Source organism: Acidovorax sp. sif0632 (assembly GCF_019218805.1).
Taxonomy (GTDB): Bacteria; Pseudomonadota; Gammaproteobacteria; order Burkholderiales; family Burkholderiaceae_C; genus Acidovorax; species Acidovorax facilis.
Genome location: NZ_JAHUWW010000004.1, coordinates 13,542 through 32,707, shown reverse-complemented (window position 1 = coordinate 32,707; position 19,166 = coordinate 13,542). Strand labels below are relative to the sequence as shown.

Here is a 19,166-nt window from a genome sequence, read left to right as displayed (position 1 = left end):
GGCGGTGCAGCGGGCCGCCTGTAGGACGGCGCGCTGCGGCTCGCTATCCCTGGCCCAAGGCCGCCAGGTCAAGCGGCCAGAGAGGGCGGCTGCGACGACGCCTCGCCGCCATGGCGCTGCAGCGGGAGCACGGCAGAGACCAGGGTGCCGTTGCCCGGGCGCGAGGTGATGGACAGCCTGCCGCCCGCAGACTCCACGCGGTGGCGCATTCCCGACAGCCCGTGCGAGGTAGGACGCACCGTGGCGGGGTCGAACCCCTCGCCATCGTCGCGCACCTGAACTGCCACATGCGTGGGGTAACCGTGTACCGACACCAGCACCTTGCTGGCTTTGGCGTATTTGCCGATGTTGGTCAACGCCTCCTGCACCATGCGGTACACCGTGAGTTGCGAGGCATCAGGCAACTGCACGGATTCCAGGCTCGTTTCCACTTCGATACCTGCGCGTTCGGCATATTCGCGGGTGAGGATCTCGATCGCGGCCGTCAGTCCGAGGTTGGAGAGCGATGAGGGCCGCAGGTCTTCAATGATGCGGCGCTTGAGCGCAATACCGCTGTTGAGCGTTTCGGTCAGGTGCTTGAGCCGCTCTGCCACCTCGGGGGCGTTGGCGTCGATCCTGGACTTGAGCCGCGCAACATCCAGCTTGGCCGCAGTGAGCAGCGCCCCCAGCTCATCGTGCAGCTCGCGCGCAAGGTGCCCACGCTCATCTTCACGTACTTGCTGCAGATGGTTTGCCAGCTCGGAAAGAGTTGCGGTACGGGCCTTTACAAGGCCTTCGAGGCGGTCCCGTTCGCGCTCCAGCAGGGCCTGTTCGCGCTGGTTGACGACCTGCAGCGCCTGCGCCTGGCGCAGATACATGTAGAACGCCAGCAAGCCAATGACCGTCACCGTGGCAATACCAATGCGCGACAGCATGAGCGACTGCTCGATCTGGTCCTGGCCTTGTTTCACGTGCATGTCGCTGCGGGCAATCAACTCCAGCGCGTGCTTGCGGATGGCCTCCATGTGCTCCTTGCCCACATCGGTATGCAGGATGAACTTCCAGGCATCTTCATTGCCCTGCCGGCGCAAACGCAGGCTCAGTTCCATCTCCGCGAGCTTGCGGGATATCTGCCGCGACAGCAGCGCAAATTCCTGCATGTCTTCGGGGGCATCCATGAACAGCCCGCGCAAGCCGTCCAGGTTGGTCTGCACGGTAGCCACTGCCTTGTCGTAAGGCTCCAGATAAGTCTCGTTGCCGGTGAGCAGGTAGCCACGCTGCCCGGTCTCCGCGTCCAGCATGCTCTGCAGCAACAGGTTGACGGCCTTGCGCGTGTTCTGACCGTGGCTCATCTGCTCCACCGCATCTTGTGAGCGCATGTGACCCGTTTCGTTGATACCCACCAGCACCATCGCCGCCAGCAACGCCATGGGCAGGCTCAAGGCCATCTTGCGGACCTTGGGCAGCCAGATGCGGGTGTTTTCTTTAAGACTCATACGCGGTATTCTGGATAATGTGTGAAGACCCGGGCACCACCCTGCCAACAAGGGTGACGTGCCGGAGAAGCTTTCCAACCAACAAACATCAGGAGCGGCATCACCGCCCTGCGAAAGAAAGATCGATGATCAAGATTGGCATTGTGGATGACCACGCGATAGTTCGTTCCGGGCTGCGGCAGTTCCTGTCCGAGCATGTGGATCTGCGGGTGGAGGGTGAGGCCTCCAACGGCCGTGAAGCCATCGACCTGGTGCGCAACAAGGAAATTGATGTCCTGCTCATGGACCTGTCGATGCCCGGACAGAGCGGGCTGGATGCGCTGGCCATGCTGCGGGCCAAAGCCCCGGACATGGGCATCCTGATTCTGAGCGGCTACCCCGAAGAGCACTATGCGATCAACCTGATCCGCCAGGGCGCGAGCGGCTACCTGAACAAGGAGTGCGAACCCTCTGAAATCGTGGAGGCGATACGCACCATTGCGCTGGGCCGTCGCTACCTGACGCCTGCCGTGGCCGAACTGCTGGCCCAGCAACTCAATCGCAAGGACGACGCACCGCCCCACGAGCAGTTGTCGGAACGCGAGTTCCAGGTGTTCCTCAAGCTGGCCAAGGGAGAGACGGCAGGCGATATCGCCAAGGCCTTGTCGCTCAGCGTCAAGACGGTGAGCACCTACCGCACGCGATTGATGGAGAAGATGAGCCTGTCGTCCAACAGCGATCTGACCTACTACGCGCTCAAGAACCGCTTGATTGACTGACATGGAGCAGTGGCCTCAGTCCGGGGTCATTGGGCCTGACTCAGCCCGCTGGCGAGAAGAGTAGAAAATAAAAAGCCCCGCCGCGCGCACCCGCGTTGCAGGGCGCAGCATCACAGCGAATGGCCGGGCGACGACAGGGACTGGCCAGCTTCCATTCCCGCAGGACTGCTGCTGTGCTGGATGCAGTAGTCCACCAGCGCATCAATTTCGTTGGATTTGTCGAAGACCGCATCCACCCCAAGCTGTGCACAACGCATGCGCACATCGGGTGTCGCGTAGTTGCTCAGCACCACCATCTTCTGGCCAGGGCGGCGCGAGCGGCATGCTGCCAAGACCCCCAGCCCACTGCCTTGGCGCAGAAAAAGATCCACTATTGCCAGATCCCACTGCTCACCATGGGTGGCGAGCCAGTTCTTGCCCTCGTCTTCGGTCTCAGCGACTCCTACCGCCTCTACGGACGCCAACTCTTCGAGCGTCCCGATCAGGTTCTCTCGAATGGTGGCGTTGTCTTCAACGATATAGGTGCGGAGTTTCACAGAAGGGTCCCGTTTCACTACCAACGCACATTTACGCTGGTCGAGCCTCAAATTTAGTGGCTCAGCTGAGCGGATTCTGCCAGCCGCCGCACGCGGACGCTGTAGGAGTAATCCTACCGAGCAACACACACCGTGCAGTGCGGCGCACGCGCCACGTTCATCGTGCTCCACTCCATGGACCGTCCATCCAGCATCAACAAACGCCCAGCCAGTGACGTTCCGATGCCCGCAAGCAGCTTGAGCGCCTCGGCCGCCTGCAGGGCACCCACCACGCCCACCAGCGGGGCAAACACGCCCATGGTGGAGCAACGCACCTCTTCAAAATCCGCCTCAGGCGGAAAAATACAGGCGTAACAGGGCGACGCAGCCTGGCGCGGGTCCACCACCGTGATCTGGGCATCAAAGCGGATGACGGCCCCCGCAACAAGGGGCTTGCGATGGCGCACACAGGCCGCATTGACGGCGTGGCGTGTTGCGTAGTTGTCGCTGCAATCGAGCACCACGCAGGCGTCTTGCACCAGGGTATCGAGCACAGCGGCATCTGCGCGCGCCTGGAGCACGGTCACCTGCACTTCGGGGTTGATGGCTGCCATGGCGCTGGCTGCAGACGCCACCTTGGGCTGGCCGACGCGCGCGGTGGTGTGTGCGATTTGGCGTTGCAGGTTGGTCAGGTCCACCACATCGTCGTCCACCAGGGTGATGTGCCCCACACCGGCAGACGCCAGGTACAGCGCGGCAGGCGAGCCCAGGCCACCCGCACCGATGATGAGGGCATGGGACGCCAGCACCTGCTCCTGCCCCTCGATGCCCATCTCATCGAGCAGGATGTGGCGGGAGTACCGCAGGAGCTGGTCATCGGTCATGGCGAGAGTCTCAAGAAAAGAAGAGCAAGAAGGACAAGAAAAAAGGCCGGACTTCGCTGGAAATCCGGCCTTCAGCACAGGGAGCGAAAGCTCAATTTTCTTTCTTTTCGTCCTTGCGTTCCGTCAGTGTCTTGCTGACCAGCACGGGGCGGCCCTTGAGCTGGTTGAGCGCCTGCACGAGCTGGAAGTCCTTGTCCGAACCGAACTCTGGAGCCTTGCGTTCTGCTGCAGGCTTTTTGGCTTCTTCTTCCATGCGCTTGAGGGCGCTTTCGCGGGCCTTTTCACGGGCCTCATCCTTCTTTTCCTCGCCTTGGCCGCTGCCCAGGTGCTTGTCCAGATCGGCCTCGCGCATGCGCAACGCAGCGAAGATGTTGCCTTCTTCCGATTCGTCGATCATCACGTCGGGCACGATGCCCTTGGCCTGGATCGACTTGCCGCTCGGGGTGTAATAGCGCGCGGTGGTCAGCTTGATGCCAGTATCAGGCCCCAGCGGACGCACGGTCTGCACCGAGCCCTTGCCAAAGGTCTGGCTGCCCATGATGGTGGCGCGCTTGTGGTCCTGCAGAGCGCCCGCCACGATCTCGCTGGCCGACGCAGAGCCTTCATTCACCAGCACCACGAGTGGCACGGACTTGAGGGCTGCGGGTAGGCGGCGCAACGGGTCACCCCCGCCACGGCGCTGGTAGAAGTCGGGCGAGGCCTTGTAAGTGGCCTTGCTGTCCGCCAGTTGTCCGTTGGTCGTTACCACCGTGACGTTTTCTGGCAGGAACGCGGCCGACACGGCCACAGCCGCATCCAGCAGGCCGCCGGGGTCGTTGCGCAGGTCGAGCACCAGGCCCTTGAGGTTGGGTTCCTGCTTGTAGACCTCTTCCACCTTGCGCACAAAGTCATCGACCGTGCGCTCCTGGAACTGCGACAGGCGGATCCAGGCGTAACCTGGCTCCACCACCTTGCCCTTGACGGACTGGGTCTTGATCTCTTCGCGCGTGATGGTGACCGGGAAGGTGCGGCTCTCGTCCTTGCGGAAGATGGTGAGCGTGACCTTGGTGTTGGGCTCGCCACGCATGCGCTTGACGGCATCGTTCAAGGACAGGCCTTTGACCGCCGTTTCGTCGATCTTGGTGATCAGGTCATTGGTCTTGAGGCCAGCGCGGAAGGCGGGAGAACCTTCGATGGGCGACACCACCTTGATCAAGCCGTCTTCCTGGGTGATTTCGATGCCAACCCCCACAAAACGGCCCGAAGTGCCTTCGCGAAATTCCTTGAAGGACTTCTTGTCGAAATACTGGGAGTGCGGGTCCAGGCTGGCGACCATGCCGGAGATGGCGTCGGTGATGAGTTTCTTGTCATCGACCGGTTCGACATAGTCGGTCTTTACGAGGCCAAACACTGCCGACAGCTGCTGGATTTCTTCCAGCGGCAGCGGAGTCATCGCACCACGCGCGACCGTCTGCAACGAAACCGTCGTCAGAGCCCCAGCCACGACACCAACCGATACCCATCCCGCAATTTTGAGTTTGTGGCCCATACAACACCTTTACCGCTTCAAAACCAATATACACCTTGGAAGGACCAAACCCGCTGCAGTTCCGCGCAGGCACTCACTTTAGACAGGGTATCGGCGGGTTTTCCCCGTCTTTACCCAGGCTTTACGCCTTGCCTTGCGAGGCGACTGCCGCAGCTGCCTTGGCAGCCGCTTCTGCATCGCCCAGATAGTAGTGGCGGATGGGCTTGAGGTCGGCGTCCAGTTCATATACCAACGGGATTCCGTTGGGAATGTTCAGGCCCACGATGTCCGACTCGGAGATGTTGTCCAGGTACTTCACCAGGGCGCGGATGGAATTGCCGTGCGCGGCGACCACCACGCGCTTGCCTGAGCGGATGGCCGGTGCCATGGCATCGTTCCAGAACGGCAGCACGCGGGCCACGGTGTCCTTCAGGCATTCCGTGAGCGGCACGCTGCCTTCGGCCAGAGCGGCGTAGCGGCGGTCGCTGCGCTCGCTGCGGGGGTCGGTGGCTTCCAGCGCTGGCGGCGGGGTGTCATAGCTGCGGCGCCACACCAGCACCTGCTCGTCGCCGTACTGCTTGGCCATGTCGGCCTTGTTCAGGCCCTGCAGGGCACCGTAGTGGCGCTCATTCAGGCGCCAGTCCTTGACCACGGGCAGCCAGGTGCAATCCATTTCGTCCAGCGTGTACCACAGGGTGTGGATGGCGCGCTTGAGCACGCTGGTGAACGCCAAGTCGAACTCGTAGCCCTCGGCCTTGAGCAGCTTGCCGGCCGACATGGCCTGGGAAACACCGGTGGGCGTGAGATCCACGTCGGTCCAGCCGGTAAAGCGGTTTTCAAGGTTCCAGGTGGATTCGCCGTGGCGAATCAGAACGAGCTTGTACATGGTTTCCCCAGGAAAGGCAGGTCAAAAAAATGCGGGCCAAAACCCAGCATTCTAGAATTACGCTGTTCGCCAACCCAAGGAAGCTTCGTGAAATTCATTATTGATAACTGGTATCTGTTCCTCGTTGCACTGGCTTCGGGCAGCATGTTGCTGTGGCCGGTCCTCAAGAACGCCAGTGGCGGCTCGCTGACGCCAGCGCGCGCCGTGCAGCTCATCAACCGCGAAAAAGCGGTGGTCATCGACGTCTGCGAAACCGAGGAATTCGCCGCCGGCCACGTGAACGGAGCCAAGAACGTGCCCCTGGGCCAGCTCGAAGAGCGCCTGCCCACCGTGGTCAAGAACAAGGCCCTGCCCGTGGTGCTGGTGTGTGCCAGTGGCGCCCGCTCCAACCGCGCCGTCGCCATTGCCAAAAAGCTGGGCTACGAAAACGCCCAGTCGCTCGCTGGTGGCCTGAAGGCCTGGCGCGAAGCCAGCCTGCCTGTGGAAAAAGCCTGATCCGCCCCCAGTTATTGGGTCCGCGATAGTCTTGCCACTGATTTTTAGCCCCACAGGAAGAAAGAGGAAGGTCCGCCATGCAACCCGTGAAGATGTACACCACCGCCGTTTGCCCCTACTGCATCCGGGCCAAGCAGATCCTCAAGTCCAAGGGTGTGGAGCAGATTGAGGAGATCCGCATCGACACCGACCCCGCCGCGCGCAGCCACATGATGGAGATCACCGGCCGCCGCACGGTGCCGCAGATCTACATCGGTGACACCCATGTGGGCGGCCACGACGATCTGGTGGCGCTGGACAGCCGTGGCGAGCTCATGCCCTTGTTGGGCGCCTGACCCCCTCCCCGGGCGCTGCATAATGCAGCCCCATGTGCCCGCTGCGGGAGCTGCTCCCCGGCGGGTTTTGTTTTGCTAGCAATTTTGTAAGCTCAAAGAGACTTCACCATGGCCGATCAAGAAAACCCCGTGTTCCAGATCCAGCGCGTCTACCTCAAGGACCTGTCGCTGGAGCAACCCAATTCCCCCGGCATCCTGCTCGAACAAGAGCAACCCAGCGTGGACATCCAGCTGGGTGTGGAAGCCACTCCCGTGGCCGAAGGCATTTTTGAAGTGGCCGTGACGGCTACCGTGCAGACCAAGATCAAGGACAAGACCGTGTTCCTGGTCGAAGCCAAGCAGGCCGGCATCTTCGAAATCCGCAACGTGCCCGAAGACCAGATGGGCCCCATCATGGGCATCGCCTGCCCACAGATCGTGTACCCGTACCTGCGCGGCAACGTGGCCGACGTGATCAACCGCGCTGGCTTCCCGCCCGTCCACCTGGCCGAAATCAACTTCCAGGCCATGTACGAGCAGCAGCAAGCGCAGGCTGCCGGCCAAGCCTCGCCCATCATCACGCAGTGATGTAAAACGCCCCCTGAGTCGCTTCGCGCCTTCCCCTCTCTCTACGCGCTGCGCGCTACGGGAGGGGGACGCAGCCAGCGGCCTGGCAAAGCCAGTTCCGCGGCTACCGCGCTTGGGCCACGGCGGTTCCACGGACGGCCGACGAAGCACAGCGCAGTGGGCCCTTGAAATCAATGCTATTTTTGGCCTCTACCGCCCGATAGATAAGCGCAAGCAGCTATGAAAATCATAGTATTGGGCGCTGGTGCCTGGGGCTCTGCGGTCGCCATGAGCGCAGCCCAGCACCCTGCCGGGCACGCGGTCACCCTGTGGGCCCGCGATGCAGCCCAGGCGCAAAGCATGCGCGCCCAGGCACAAAACGCCCGCTACCTGCCGGGCATTGCCCTCCCCCCGTCCCTCTCAGTGGTCGATGGCGACTTCCGCGCGCTGTTGCCAGGTGCCGACCTGGTCATCGTGGCCACGCCCATGGCGGCCCTGCGCGGCATGCTGCTGGCGCTGCGCGGGTGCACGGCACCTGTGGCCTGGCTGTGCAAGGGCTTCGAGGCGGTGCCTGCCGGTGCCAATTCAGCATCTTTTGGGCTGCTGGCGCACGAAGTACAAGCCCAAGTAGCTCCTGATTTAATAGCAGGCGTATTCAGCGGCCCGAGCTTTGCGCAGGAAGTCGCCCTGGGGCAGCCCACAGCCCTGGTGGCCGCCAGCGCCCATGCGGCCGTGCGCGATGCGCTGGTCAAAGCCTTTCACAGCCCGAGCGTGCGCGTGTATGCCAACGAAGACATCGTGGGCGTGGAAGTGGGCGGCGCGGTGAAAAACGTGCTGGCCATTGCCACCGGCCTGTGCGACGGGCTGGCGCTGGGTCTCAACGCCCGCGCCGCACTCATCACGCGCGGCCTGGCTGAGATGACACGGCTGGGCCTGGCGCTGGGCGCGCGGCCCGACACGTTCATGGGCCTGTCCGGCCTGGGCGACCTGGTGCTCACCGCCACCGGCGACCTGTCGCGCAACCGGCGCGTGGGCATGCTGCTGGCACAGGGCCAGACCCTGGCGCAGGCGGTGGAATCCCTGGGCCATGTGGCGGAAGGCGTCTACAGCGCCCGCACCGTGGTGCAGCGCGCACAGACCCTGGGTGTGGACATGCCCATCGCCGAGGCCGCCGTGGCCTTGCTTGACGGCCGCCTGCAACCAGCCGAAGCCGTGGCGCAGCTCATGGGGCGCGGCCCCCGGGGCGAGCTCTGACGGTAGAGGCCCCGCGCAAGACCTGACCGCTACCCCACTGAAAGGCGCCGCAGCAGCCCCTCTTCATCGTCGGGGTGGAAGAAATAGGGGTAGAAGCTGCGCTCCACGCTGGCCAGCTTGGGCTGGCCGCCAAATTGGTCGATGAGCCGGCGCCCCTTGTCGGCGCCGATGTGCAGCAGCACGGCGGGCGCACCCACACGCTCGCACATGCGTTCGGGGCCGATCTGGTCAAAACACAGCATGCGCCGGTAGAACGGGGCGTGGCGCGGGTTCACCTCGATGACGATGTCGGTGGCGCGCCGGGCGCGGAAGGCCACGATCCACGCAATGTGGAAGATGGCACCCAGCACATGCTTGGAACGCACCCCGGGGTCCATTGCAAGCTTGCCCATCTCGCAGATGCGCGCGCCGCGCTGGCGCAGTTCGGCGATGAACTCGGGGTACTGCTCCTCGGCCGCCAGGTGCCCGTCATCCATGCGGACCGAAATCGTCCCCTGCGACTGCCCATCAATCTGCACCACCAGGCTGCTCAGGTCGCAGTCGTGCGACAAGGTGGCCTGCATGCTGTAGCCCTTGCGGGCGTACATGCGGGCCAGCAGCCCCTGGCCCTTGCGGGACAGGCGGATCTTGCAGGTCTTGGTTTCGGCACAGCCCAGGCGGCTCAGGTATTCGCCGGGGTAGTCCAGCTCGACAATGGTCTGTTCTTCGGCGTCCATGGCGGCTCCAGGGGTGGGCAAAGTGGCCTCTACCCGCCCGCGCGCCGTGCGTGGCGCGAGGCAGCCGGGGCCTCGTCGCTCTGTTGAAAACAGGGCGAAAGGCCAGCTTAGCGGCTTCTCTCGTTCCCTGGAGCCCGGGTTGGCATGGCAAGCGGACGAACGGACGCACGACCTTGGCGAAAGGCATGCCCATCAAAAAAGCCGCAGGGCACCATGGATAGGCGCCCTGCGGCTTTTTTTGGCAATCCCCTTGCGGGGCAGGATCAGAACACGCCGAACAGCATGAGCAACAGAACAACGGACAGTGGGACGCCGAGCAGCCAGGCAATGATGGGCATAGTGATCTCCTGAAAAGGGTTGAAGGGGATAAGTGATTTCACTGTATGGCCCTCCTTTTCCCGCCCGTGTGCGCCAGCACGGCGCGTGGCCGTAGGCGCGCGCCTACCGGCTGTGGGAGCGGCGCCCGCCCCACAGCACGATCAAAGCCCCAGTTCCAGCGCCAGCAGTTCGTCCACCGTCTGACGGCGGCGGATCAGGCGCGCCTGGCCACCGTCAACGAGCACCTCGGCAATCAGCGGACGCGTGTTGTAGTTGGAGGACATCGATGCGCCATAGGCCCCGGTGTCGTGGATCACCAGCAGATCGCCCACCTGGGCGGCGGGCAGGTCGCGTGGCAGCACCACGCCGCCGTCGCCCTGGGTGAACACGTCGCCCGATTCGCACAACGGGCCTGCCACCACCGTGGGTTGCTCTGCCGCCGTCGAGCCATCGCGACGCAGCACGCTCATGCCGTGGTAGCTGCCGTACATCGAGGGGCGCATGAGTTCATTGAAGCCGGTATCGACCAGCACAAAGTGGTTGTTGCCCGCGTTCTTGGTGGCGCGCACCTGGCCCAGCAGCACGCCGGATTCGGCCACCAGGTAGCGGCCGGGCTCGATCTCCAGGCCCAGCTTGTGGCCCACGATGGCCTCGGCCTGCTGGCGCGCGGCGTCCCACAGGCCGTGGTAATGCTGCGTATCGACCACAGGGTCGCCACTGCGGTAGGGGATGGACAGGCCGCCACCGGCCGAGATGGCGTGCAGGTCATGCCCGGCCGCATGCGCCGTGCGCACCAGGTTGACCATGGCGCCACACACCTCCTGCAGGTGGCTGTAGTCCACGCCCGAGCCGATGTGCATGTGCAGGCCCACCAGCTTCAGGCCATGCTGCTGGATCGCCGCCAGCGCCGCAGGCAGGTCGGTGTGCCAGATGCCGTGCTTGCTGTGCTCGCCACCCGTGTTGGTCTTGTTGCTGTGGCCATGGCCAAAGCCGGGGTTGATGCGCAGCCACACCGCATGGCCCGGCAAGCGCGCGCCCAGCTGGTGCAGCATGTCGATCGAGCCAGCGTTGACGGGCACGCCGTGTTCCACCACGCAGTCGAGCGTGGCGGCGTCGAACAGGTCGGCGGTAAAGACGATCTCCGACGACTCTCCGCCGGCCGTGTAGCCGGCCGCCAGCGCACGCAGGATCTCGCCGCGCGAGACCGCATCCACCTTCACGCCCTGCTCGCGCATGAGCTTCAGGATGTGGATGTTGGAGCAGGCCTTCTGCGCGAACCGGATGGTCTCGAAATTGGACACCTGCGCAATGCGCTGGCGGATGGTGGCCGCGTCATACACCCACAAGGGGGTGCCGAACTGGTCGGCCAGGGACCACAGCTGGGCGGGCGAGAAGGGGTTGGACATGGGGACTCCGAAGGCACAAAGACTGATAGGACTTACGCAAATCGGGATGCAACAACCGCCTCGCCCTGGGGTGAACCGCTTGCCTGAACCCTGTTTTGCGTAAGTCATGACTGAATGGAAGCGCGGATGATGCCCTTTCCAAGGTATTTGGTCGAATGCTTTGATTTACATCCTCTATTCAATATGGATATGCTTTGCCCATGACCGACCCCGCACTGGCCCACCGCATCACCCACCGGCACATCGAGGTGTTCCGCGCCGTGATGACCGCTGGCAGCGCCACCGGCGCCGCCGACCTGCTGCACAGCTCGCAGCCCACGGTGAGCCGCGAGCTGGCCCGGCTTGAATCGTTATTGGGCTATGCGCTGTTCGAGCGCATACAGGGCCGCCTGCGCGCCAACGCGCGGGCGCTGGCGCTGTGGGACGAGGTACAGCGCTCGTGGCAGGGGCTGGAGCGCGTGGTGGACCGCGCCGTGGCGCTGGGCCGGCCCGACGCCGTGCAGCTGGCAGTGCTGTGCCTGCCCGCGCTGGCGCATGCGCTGCTGCCCGGCGCGGCGGCGCGGCTGATGCAGGGGCAGCCCCACGCGCGCCTGTCGGTCACGCCGCAGGATTCTCCGCTGCTCGAAGAATGGATGAGCGCCCAGCGTTTTGACCTGGGCCTGTGCGAGCAGACCGCCGCCCCGCCCGGCACCCGCGCCGAGGTGCTGCTCACCCTGGACGAAGTGGCCGTGCTGCCCGCAAGCCACGCCCTGGCCCGGCAACCCGTGCTGCAGCTGGCGGACTTTGCCGACCAGCCCTTTGTGAGCCTGTCGGCCGACGACCCCTATCGCCGCATCATTGACGCGCGCTTCGCCGAAGCCGCCGTGCCACGCACACTGCGCATGGAAACCCACAGCGCGGCTGCCGTGTGCGCGATGGTGGAGCACGGCCTGGGGCTGGCCATCGTCAACCCGCTGACGGCCCTGACCGCCGCAGCCAATGGCCGGCTGGTGGTGCGGCGGCTCGCGTTGTCGATCCCGTTCAGCGTGGCGGCCGTGCTGCCGCTGTACCGCCCACCGCTGCCCGAGGTGGCGCCCATGCTGGAGGCCCTGCGGACAGAGGCGGCGGAGGTGGCGCGCCGCCTGGAGGCCGTGGCGTGACCACTGCCGTCGCAGAGAGTTTGCTACTATTTATATAGCATCTCGCGCTTACCAGATAAGCGCCAGAGGCTATTTAGGCCAAAAATCAGGGCGGCGTGAGCGTGCGCACCTTCTCGGCCAGCCGCTGCTCCACCGAGGGCGACACAAACTTGGTCACCTCGCCGCCGAGCACGGCGATCTCGCGCACAAAGGTGCTGCTGATGAACTGGTACTTGTCGCTGGGGGTGAGGAACACGGTTTCCACCTGCGGCATCAGGCTGCGGTTCATGCCCGCCAGCTGGAACTCGTAGTCGAAGTCGGTCACGGCGCGCAGGCCACGCACCATGGCCTTGCCGCCACGCTCCACGACAAAATCGCGCAGCAGGCCCGAGAAGGCTTCGACCTGCACTTGTGGGTAGCTTTTGACCGCCTCGCGGACCATGTCGATGCGTTCTTCCAGGGTGAACAGCGTCTTCTTGTGGTGGCCCGCAGCCACGGCCACGATCACGCGTTCGAACAACTGGGTGGCCCTGCGCACCACGTCTTCATGGCCCAGCGTGATGGGGTCAAAGGTTCCGGGGTACACGGCGAGCACGTTCTGGGCCATGGCTGGTTGTCTCCTGTCTGGCTGTATAGACGTTGGCCCGGGCCCTGGGAGCGGATGAACCACCCGTGCCGCAGGGCCTGCGGGCCGCGTGCGCGCATTATGCAGTGCACTGCAACATGAACCGGCGGGCCGCCCTCTCCCCACGAGATCACACCACCGCAATCCCCTGCAGTGCCACGTTGCCCGGTGCCAGCAGCATCAGCCGGGCCACCAGCGCCACCAGATCCTGCTGGCGCTGGGTGCGCGTCTTGGCCAGCAGCGCGCTCATCTGCGTGCGCACGGTCGAGATGCGCGAGCCGCGTGCGTCAGCAAAATCCTGCGGGGTCTGGCCGCGCATCAGCGCCAGCAGCAGGTCGGCCTCGGACGGGCTCAGGCGGTAGGCCTGGCGGGCCAGGGCGACGGCGGCCTCGCCGCACAGGCTGCGCTCCAGCACCACCCAGGCGATGCCTGGCGCGCGGTGGCACAGGCCCAGCGCGGCCAGGTCGCTCAGGGGCAGCGTCACCAGCAGCAAGCCGCCCTCGGTGCCGGGCAGCTCCACACAGCCGCTGCGGCCCTGCAGCGATTGCTGGAACAGCGCGCGCAGCGCGGCATCGGCCGTGCTGGTCAGCACCGGGCGGCGCAGCAGCGTGCGCAGGGCCACGCTTTCGGGCCGGGCGCTCAGCAGCCGGGCGCGTGCATTGGCGTGCAGCAGGCGGCCGGCAGTGTCAAAAAACAGCAGGCCCATGGGCATCTGCTCCATCAGCGACTCCAGGCCCTGGGTGCGCGCGCGCAGCGCCACCATCTCGCGGTGCAGAAAGGCCGCGCGCTGCACGCCGCCAAACTCTGCGCGAAAACGCGCGACTTCCTCCGGTGTGAAGCCCTCGTCGTCCCCCTGGCGGTACACCGACATGAACAAATTGCCCACCGGGTGCGACGCGCCCTGGCTGCCGCCAAACATGCGGGTGCCGATGCCGTACTCGCGCAGGAAGTCGCTGTAGATCTCGCTGCGGCGAAAGCCGCGCGTGGCGTGCACGGGCGCATCCGTGGCCACCCAGGCACCCGACGGGCCGGTGCGCGCACGCTGCGCCATGGCGTCGTCCCACAGCGGGTCTTGCAGGCGAAAGTGCGTGGCATAGCGCTGCGCCGCCTCGGGCGTCACGCCCATCGCCAGCAGCGCGGGCGCGCCGTCGCTCGATGGCGACTGCAGCCAGTAGTCCACCTCGGGGTGCGCGGCAAACTCCGCGCCCCACTGCGCCAGCTGGTCCAGATCGCTGGCCAGGAAGGCTCCGCCGAGCAGGTCCGCGCGAAAGCTGGCGGCGTAGCGGGCCAGCGCGTCGCCAAACCGGGTGCCGTCCGACACCGATGCCAGCAGATCGCAAAAAGCAGGATGCAAACCCATTCCCTTTATGCAGAGCCTGCGCCCGCCGGAATGCTGCCCCAGCGTTTGCCCCCTGCCCGTTACCTTTTGCAAAAGGCAGGCAGGCGGGCCGGACGCAGGCACCCGGCTTCGCACAGGCCATGTGTTTCATAGAAAGCGGCGGATCGTAGGAGCCGCCCCTGGCTGCCGTCATCATCTACCCGAATGAGAACATAGCGAGCGAGGCTCCTCCAGGTAGCGGATGGGCAAGGGCGCCGGGGCTTTCTACAGTCCCTGCGTGTCGCCGCTCGCGCCAGCGGGCGGCATGGTCCATTTTTTTCCAAGCCTCGCACCCATGAAACTCCGCCGCCGCATTTTCCGCGTTGCCCTGTTCCGCTCCGTGTCCGTCAGCGCCTGCCTAGCCGCAGGAAGCGCCCAGGCCCAGTGGGCCACCATCAACACCATCAGCAACCCGCCCGGCGCGTTCACCATTACCTGCACCGATTTCCCGGTGCCCGGCCCCCAACAGGTCTGCGCCGTTTCGCCGCCACTCCCCGTGGGCAGCACGGTCCGCGGCAACTGCGGCGGCAACGTCCGCATGGTCGATGACCCGGCCCGCCCCAACACCTGGCTGTACCAGGTGGGCCCCCGTCCCGCCAACCCACCCACGGCCACCTGCGACTTCACGGTGAACGCGCCCAACGTTCCCCCCGTCGGCGCCACCGCCGTGCCCACCCTGGGTGAATGGGCGCTGATCCTGCTGTCGCTCGCGGCGGCCACGCTGGGCATGGGGGCACTGCGTCGCAAGAAGTTTTAAGGTTTTTTGGGCGCTAGCGCATATCCATCAAGCGTTATTAGCTACACATAACATAGCAAACCCACGCAGCGCCGTCGCTCATCGTCGTTCATGTGAACGATGGCGGCTGCCGGGCCACAGCCTACGATCCGCAGCCCACCCCAGCCCGGCCTGCGCCGTTCCTTCCTTGTGATTCCCCGTCCGCCCCAGCCCACTCCCACCACCGTCAGCGACGCGCTGTTCGACACCCAGGCCTGCCTGAACTGCGGCGCGGCGCTCTCTGGCCCGTTTTGCGCGCAATGCGGGCAGAAGAAGGCCGCGCGCATGGGCAGCAGCACCGTGCGCAAGGAAGCGTGGGAGCGTTTTCGCTGGTTTGAATGGAACACCATCCGCAACGCACTGCGCGTGCTGCCCCAGCCCGGCACCACCGCACGCGAATACGTGCTGGGCCAGCGCAAGGACCACCCCCACCCGCTGACCCTGCTGTGCCTGGCCATCGGCTTCCTGCTGATCGTGCTGGGCCACACCGACTACTTGCGGCCCGAGCTACCCAGCGAAGAGGCGCAGCGCATGGTCGCTCTGGTCACGGGCTACTCCAAGTGGTCGTTCTCGCTGGGCGCGGTGGCGGCGTTTGCCAGCATGTGGCTGGTCTTCCGCCGGTGGGACTACAACGTGGCCGAGCTGCTGACCCTGGCACTGTATTGCCAGGCGGTGTTCATTGCGCTGCAGATGGTCAACCAGCTGCCGCTGGTGCTGGCGTCGTCGCCCGAGCTGTTCAGGTGGCACAAGGCCTGGTCTCCCTGGTACATGACGGCGCTGCAGACGCTGATGCTCATGGTGGCGCTGCGGCAGTTTTTGGTGCTGGATTGGCGGCGTGATGGCTGGCGGCTGCTGCTGGCCGGTGCGCTGTTCGCGGCGCTCAAGTGGCAGGCCACCCAGCTCTATGCCCGCGCAGTGGTCGAACTCGTGCTGTGGCAAATGGGCGCGTGAAAAGCGTGAACAAGTTCATGAAAACCTGTCGGGCCGCAGCCACATCCTTCACCTGAATGATGTTACGGCGCAGGCATCAACCCTACCATCCGGCGCAGTTCATTCAACCTGATGAGGAGCACCCATTGAGCGGTGAAGAGCGGGACCCGCAGCCTGTAGGAATACCGGGTTTCGAGACCCTGATGGCTGAAAGCCTGGAGGCCCTGGGCGAGCCCGGCATGGTGGAGCGCCTGCTGCACCGCGTGGGCGAATCGCTGGGCAGCCACAAGGTGGTGCTGTTTTGCCCCCTGCCCGGCTCGGACGACCCGCTGGCCGCCTACCAATGGGGCATGCCCGATGATTTTCTGGCGCGCTATGCAAACCTGATCCAGGGCAGCGATGCGTGGAGCGAGGCGCTCGTGCGCCAGCAGGGTGAGGCGCTGGCACGCGGCGGTTCGCTGAGCCAGCAGCTCGTCAGCACCCCAGCCCTGCGCCGTGGCGCGTTTTATGCCGACTACCTCAAGCCCCTGGGCATCGATGCCATGGTCAACAGCATCGTGGAGGCCTCGCCCGAGGTGGGCATGCACGTGCTGGCGATGTACAACGACCTGGGCCAGAACGAGTTCACGCCCGAGCAATTTGCCCGGCTGCGCGCCGTGACGCCCTGGGTGCGCAGCCTCATGCGCGCCCAGCGCCGCCTGCAGCAGGCCCGCCGCCACAGCAGTGCGCTGGAGCGCACGCTGGACCAGCTGCCGCTGGGGCTGATGCATGTGAACCAGCGTGGCGAGGTGCGCTACCTGAACGAACACGCCCGCGCCTGGCTGGGGGTGGAGGACGAATGCCGCATCCTGCTGCGCAACGCCACGGGCTGGCAGGCGCGCCAGCCCTTGCAGCTGGCGCAGATCCACCCCGGGCTGACGCCACTGCTCACCGCCAGCCTGAGCACACGCTCGCCCGTCTCGGCCCGTCTGCAGACCCAGCACGACACCGCGCCGGGGACGCTGGTGGCACTGGCCGCGCCGCTGCGCAATGGCCCGGGGCCCGCCGCCGAGCCGCTGGCCCAGTTCATCCTGGTGCCCGAGGCGCCGCCGCACGCGGGCGCCACGGTGTCGGTGTGCAGCGCGCTCTATGGCCTGACCCCTGCCGAAGCCGCCCTGCTGCCCCTGCTGCTGCAAGGCATGACGCCGCGCGAAATGGCCGACAACCGGCACGTGAAGATGCCCACCGTGCGCTCCCAGCTGGCCAGCCTGTACGCCAAGACCGGCACACGCGGCCAGGCCGAACTGGCCCAGCGCGTGCTGCGCGTGGCGGCCCTCGTGACAGCATGAGACACCCCCTGAGTCGCCTTCGGCGCCTTCCCCCCCGCTCTCGCATTGCTACGCAATGCGGGCAGGGGGACGCTGCCCTCACTGCGGGGCGGCCCTTGCTCGGCCGCCCTGGCTTGGGGCGCGACAGTATCGACGGCTGCGCGCAACACGCAGCGCAACCGGCCACCGCATTCACTGATCCCAACCCAAGGAACCCATCCCCATGAAACACCGCATTGTTCGCCCTGTCGCCTTCGCCTGCGCCACCATGCTGGGCCTGGCCGTGGGCGGCCTGGCCATGGCCCAAAAGACGGCTGCCGTGGCCAAGCCCAGCAAGGCCCAGCTGGCGGCCGAGCTGGCCGCCACGCTGCAGGCCTGCTCGTACGACGGCAGCCCGCTGGCCTTCTCGCCACCCGACCTGTCCAAGGGCGGCGGCACCGGCAAACAGGTGGTGGCCGAGATCATGAAATACACCGGCCTGCCCGCCAACTTTGTGGTGGTGGAGGGCAAGGTGCCCAACGCGGCGGCGGTGATCATGCAGGGGCCTGACAAGGTGCCGCGCCGCGTGATTGCCTACAACCCGGCCTTCATGGGCGAAGTCATTCAGGCCACCAAATCCAACAACTGGGCGCCCGTGAGCATCATGGCCCACGAGATCGGGCACCACCTCTCGGGCCACACCATCGTGCCCGGCGGCAGCCAGCCGCCCATCGAGCTGGAGTCGGACAAGTTCAGCGGCTTTGTGCTCTACAAGATGGGCGCGCCGCTGGCCGACGCCCAGCGCGCCATTGCCACGCTGATCCCCGAGAAGGACGGCGAAACCCACCCGGGCCGCAAGAAGCGCCTGGCCGCCATTGCCAGCGGCTGGACAGAAGCCTGCGAGCTGCAAGGCGGTGGGCCGCAGTGCTCTGGCGGATTGCCGGTGCGCACCGCAGCGGCTGCCCCCGCTGCACCGGCACCGGCTGCCGCATCGCCCGCCCCGGCACCCGCCACCACGATCGCCAAGGCGCCAGCGCCCACGGCAGCACCGGCGGTCCCCTCGGCCAAGACGCCCGCCCCAGCCCTCGCCGCCGCGGCCGAAACCCTGCCCAAGGTGGACGCGGCCGCCATCCCGTCCAAGGGCACCCAGTTCATCTACGACGAGTTCGGCATCCTGGACCCGGCCATCCGTGCTCAGTTTGAAAAGCAGATGTACGAGCATGCGCAGAAAACGGGCGTGGAGATCGTCACCCTGCTGGTGAAAGACCTGGGAGGCAAGAGCGCCAATGAATATGCCCACGCCATGATGCGCCAGCTGCGCGTAGGCAAGCTCGATGTGGGCAACGGCGCCGTGCTGGTGGTGGCGCCCGAGCAGAATCAGGCCGCCGCCGTGCTGGGCGCGGGCGTGGCGCTGGAGATGGACGGCCACCAGGACAAGGCCGAGCAGCTCAAGCGCTGGATCAGCACAGCCTGGCCGCTGTGCAAAAAGAAGAACGCCTGCGGCGGCTGGACCGAAACCCTGATACTCGCCGCCGACCACCTGCGCCGCGATACCAGCCACGCGGACTGGACCATCGCCTACCAGTCGCTGGGCGACATTCAGAAGGCCGATGCCGCAGAAAGCGGCAAGGTCACCAACCCGAAGGACAGCAAGGTCTGGCGCAAGATCGTGCGCCTGTCGGGTACCGTGGAGAGCCTGAACCCGCCCACCGGCAACAAGGCGGCCTGGGTGAGCGATATCAAGGTGAAAAACGGCAAGCAGGCCGTGCTGCTTCGCAGCGCCGAAGGGTTCACGGCCATGCTCTACGTAGACCCGCGCACCGCCGCCCTGCAACCTGGCGGCAAGCTGGAACAGGGCAGGGTGTACACGGTGATCGCCCGTGCGGACTGGATCTCGGGCAACCCCCAGCACACGCAGTCGCTGGATGTGCTGAGCTACGCCGTCACGGAGTAAGCCGC

Annotated in this window: 19 protein-coding genes; 10 read left to right on the top strand and 9 right to left on the bottom strand. The window is 65.5% G+C overall.

The window, feature by feature from the left end:
• Positions 1-68: 68 nt before the first annotated feature.
• Positions 69-1,475: a CHASE3 domain-containing protein gene (locus tag KW832_RS13850; RefSeq protein WP_218300421.1), complete on the bottom strand. Its 1,407-nt coding sequence runs from the start codon at positions 1,473-1,475 to the stop codon at positions 69-71.
• 125 nt (positions 1,476-1,600) lie between these two features.
• Here KW832_RS13850 and KW832_RS13845 point away from each other — a divergent pair, with 125 nt between their 5' ends.
• Positions 1,601-2,233 carry a response regulator transcription factor gene (locus tag KW832_RS13845; RefSeq protein ID WP_010463169.1) on the top strand — a complete coding sequence of 211 codons (633 nt, stop codon included), beginning with the start codon at positions 1,601-1,603 and terminating at the stop codon, positions 2,231-2,233.
• A gap of 110 nt (positions 2,234-2,343) precedes the next feature.
• On the opposite strand, the gene KW832_RS13840 is transcribed toward KW832_RS13845, so the two are convergent.
• From KW832_RS13840 to gpmA, 4 genes are all read right to left on the bottom strand, one after another.
• Positions 2,344-2,769, bottom strand: a complete 426-nt coding sequence (locus KW832_RS13840) for a response regulator (protein WP_055395489.1) — start codon at positions 2,767-2,769, stop codon at positions 2,344-2,346.
• A gap of 113 nt (positions 2,770-2,882) precedes the next feature.
• Positions 2,883-3,632: a HesA/MoeB/ThiF family protein gene (locus tag KW832_RS13835; protein ID WP_055395491.1), complete on the bottom strand. Its 750-nt coding sequence runs from the start codon at positions 3,630-3,632 to the stop codon at positions 2,883-2,885.
• A 91-nt stretch (positions 3,633-3,723) separates the two neighbouring features.
• On the bottom strand, positions 3,724-5,160 hold the full coding sequence (locus KW832_RS13830; RefSeq protein ID WP_055395496.1) for a S41 family peptidase: 1,437 nt from the start codon (positions 5,158-5,160) through the stop codon (positions 3,724-3,726).
• A gap of 121 nt (positions 5,161-5,281) precedes the next feature.
• Positions 5,282-6,025 (bottom strand): 2,3-diphosphoglycerate-dependent phosphoglycerate mutase, encoded by a 744-nt coding sequence (gene gpmA / locus KW832_RS13825; RefSeq protein WP_055395498.1) that lies wholly within the window; start codon positions 6,023-6,025, stop codon positions 5,282-5,284.
• Between the two features lie 87 nt (positions 6,026-6,112).
• Between gpmA and KW832_RS13820 the strand changes: the two genes are divergently transcribed.
• The 4 genes from KW832_RS13820 (at position 6,113) to KW832_RS13805 (ending at position 8,655) form a co-directional block, all read left to right on the top strand.
• Positions 6,113-6,520 carry a rhodanese-like domain-containing protein gene (locus KW832_RS13820; protein WP_121420926.1) on the top strand — a complete coding sequence of 136 codons (408 nt, stop codon included), beginning with the start codon at positions 6,113-6,115 and terminating at the stop codon, positions 6,518-6,520.
• 77 nt (positions 6,521-6,597) lie between these two features.
• Complete coding sequence (gene grxC / locus KW832_RS13815) at positions 6,598-6,855, top strand: glutaredoxin 3 (protein WP_015015481.1); 258 nt, start codon at positions 6,598-6,600, stop codon at positions 6,853-6,855.
• Positions 6,856-6,963: 108 nt separating this feature from the next.
• Positions 6,964-7,422, top strand: a complete 459-nt coding sequence (gene secB, locus KW832_RS13810; protein WP_055395502.1) for a protein-export chaperone SecB — start codon at positions 6,964-6,966, stop codon at positions 7,420-7,422.
• Between the two features lie 219 nt (positions 7,423-7,641).
• The gene (locus tag KW832_RS13805; protein ID WP_218300420.1) at positions 7,642-8,655 is read left to right on the top strand and encodes an NAD(P)H-dependent glycerol-3-phosphate dehydrogenase; all 1,014 of its coding nucleotides are present in this window, start codon (positions 7,642-7,644) and stop codon (positions 8,653-8,655) included.
• 29 nt (positions 8,656-8,684) lie between these two features.
• Here KW832_RS13805 and KW832_RS13800 read toward each other — a convergent pair whose 3' ends face one another.
• Both KW832_RS13800 and lysA read right to left on the bottom strand, forming a co-directional pair.
• Positions 8,685-9,371: a long-chain N-acyl amino acid synthase gene (locus KW832_RS13800; protein ID WP_218300419.1), complete on the bottom strand. Its 687-nt coding sequence runs from the start codon at positions 9,369-9,371 to the stop codon at positions 8,685-8,687.
• Between the two features lie 479 nt (positions 9,372-9,850).
• Positions 9,851-11,095: a diaminopimelate decarboxylase gene (gene lysA / locus KW832_RS13795; RefSeq protein WP_218300418.1), complete on the bottom strand. Its 1,245-nt coding sequence runs from the start codon at positions 11,093-11,095 to the stop codon at positions 9,851-9,853.
• A gap of 200 nt (positions 11,096-11,295) precedes the next feature.
• Here lysA and KW832_RS13790 point away from each other — a divergent pair, with 200 nt between their 5' ends.
• On the top strand, positions 11,296-12,234 hold the full coding sequence (locus KW832_RS13790; RefSeq protein ID WP_218300417.1) for a LysR family transcriptional regulator: 939 nt from the start codon (positions 11,296-11,298) through the stop codon (positions 12,232-12,234).
• An 85-nt stretch (positions 12,235-12,319) separates the two neighbouring features.
• Here the strand turns inward: KW832_RS13790 and coaD are convergent, their stop codons facing one another.
• Together coaD and KW832_RS13780 are read right to left on the bottom strand one after the other, a co-directional pair.
• On the bottom strand, positions 12,320-12,820 hold the full coding sequence (gene coaD, locus KW832_RS13785; RefSeq protein ID WP_218300416.1) for a pantetheine-phosphate adenylyltransferase: 501 nt from the start codon (positions 12,818-12,820) through the stop codon (positions 12,320-12,322).
• A gap of 148 nt (positions 12,821-12,968) precedes the next feature.
• The gene (locus KW832_RS13780; protein ID WP_218300415.1) at positions 12,969-14,198 is read right to left on the bottom strand and encodes a helix-turn-helix transcriptional regulator; all 1,230 of its coding nucleotides are present in this window, start codon (positions 14,196-14,198) and stop codon (positions 12,969-12,971) included.
• A 313-nt stretch (positions 14,199-14,511) separates the two neighbouring features.
• On the opposite strand from KW832_RS13780, the gene KW832_RS13775 reads away from it, so the two are divergent.
• The 4 genes from KW832_RS13775 (at position 14,512) to KW832_RS13760 (ending at position 19,161) form a co-directional block, all read left to right on the top strand.
• Positions 14,512-14,973 carry an IPTL-CTERM sorting domain-containing protein gene (locus tag KW832_RS13775; protein WP_218300414.1) on the top strand — a complete coding sequence of 154 codons (462 nt, stop codon included), beginning with the start codon at positions 14,512-14,514 and terminating at the stop codon, positions 14,971-14,973.
• Between the two features lie 168 nt (positions 14,974-15,141).
• Positions 15,142-15,942 carry a DUF3667 domain-containing protein gene (locus KW832_RS13770; protein WP_218300413.1) on the top strand — a complete coding sequence of 267 codons (801 nt, stop codon included), beginning with the start codon at positions 15,142-15,144 and terminating at the stop codon, positions 15,940-15,942.
• Positions 15,943-16,124: 182 nt separating this feature from the next.
• Positions 16,125-17,249, top strand: coding sequence for a helix-turn-helix transcriptional regulator (locus KW832_RS13765; protein ID WP_147433713.1), 1,125 nt, complete (start codon positions 16,125-16,127; stop codon positions 17,247-17,249).
• Between the two features lie 202 nt (positions 17,250-17,451).
• Entirely contained in the window at positions 17,452-19,161 is a 1,710-nt protein-coding gene (locus KW832_RS13760) for a YgcG family protein (RefSeq protein ID WP_218300412.1), read from the top strand.
• The last annotated feature ends 5 nt before the right edge of the window (positions 19,162-19,166 follow it).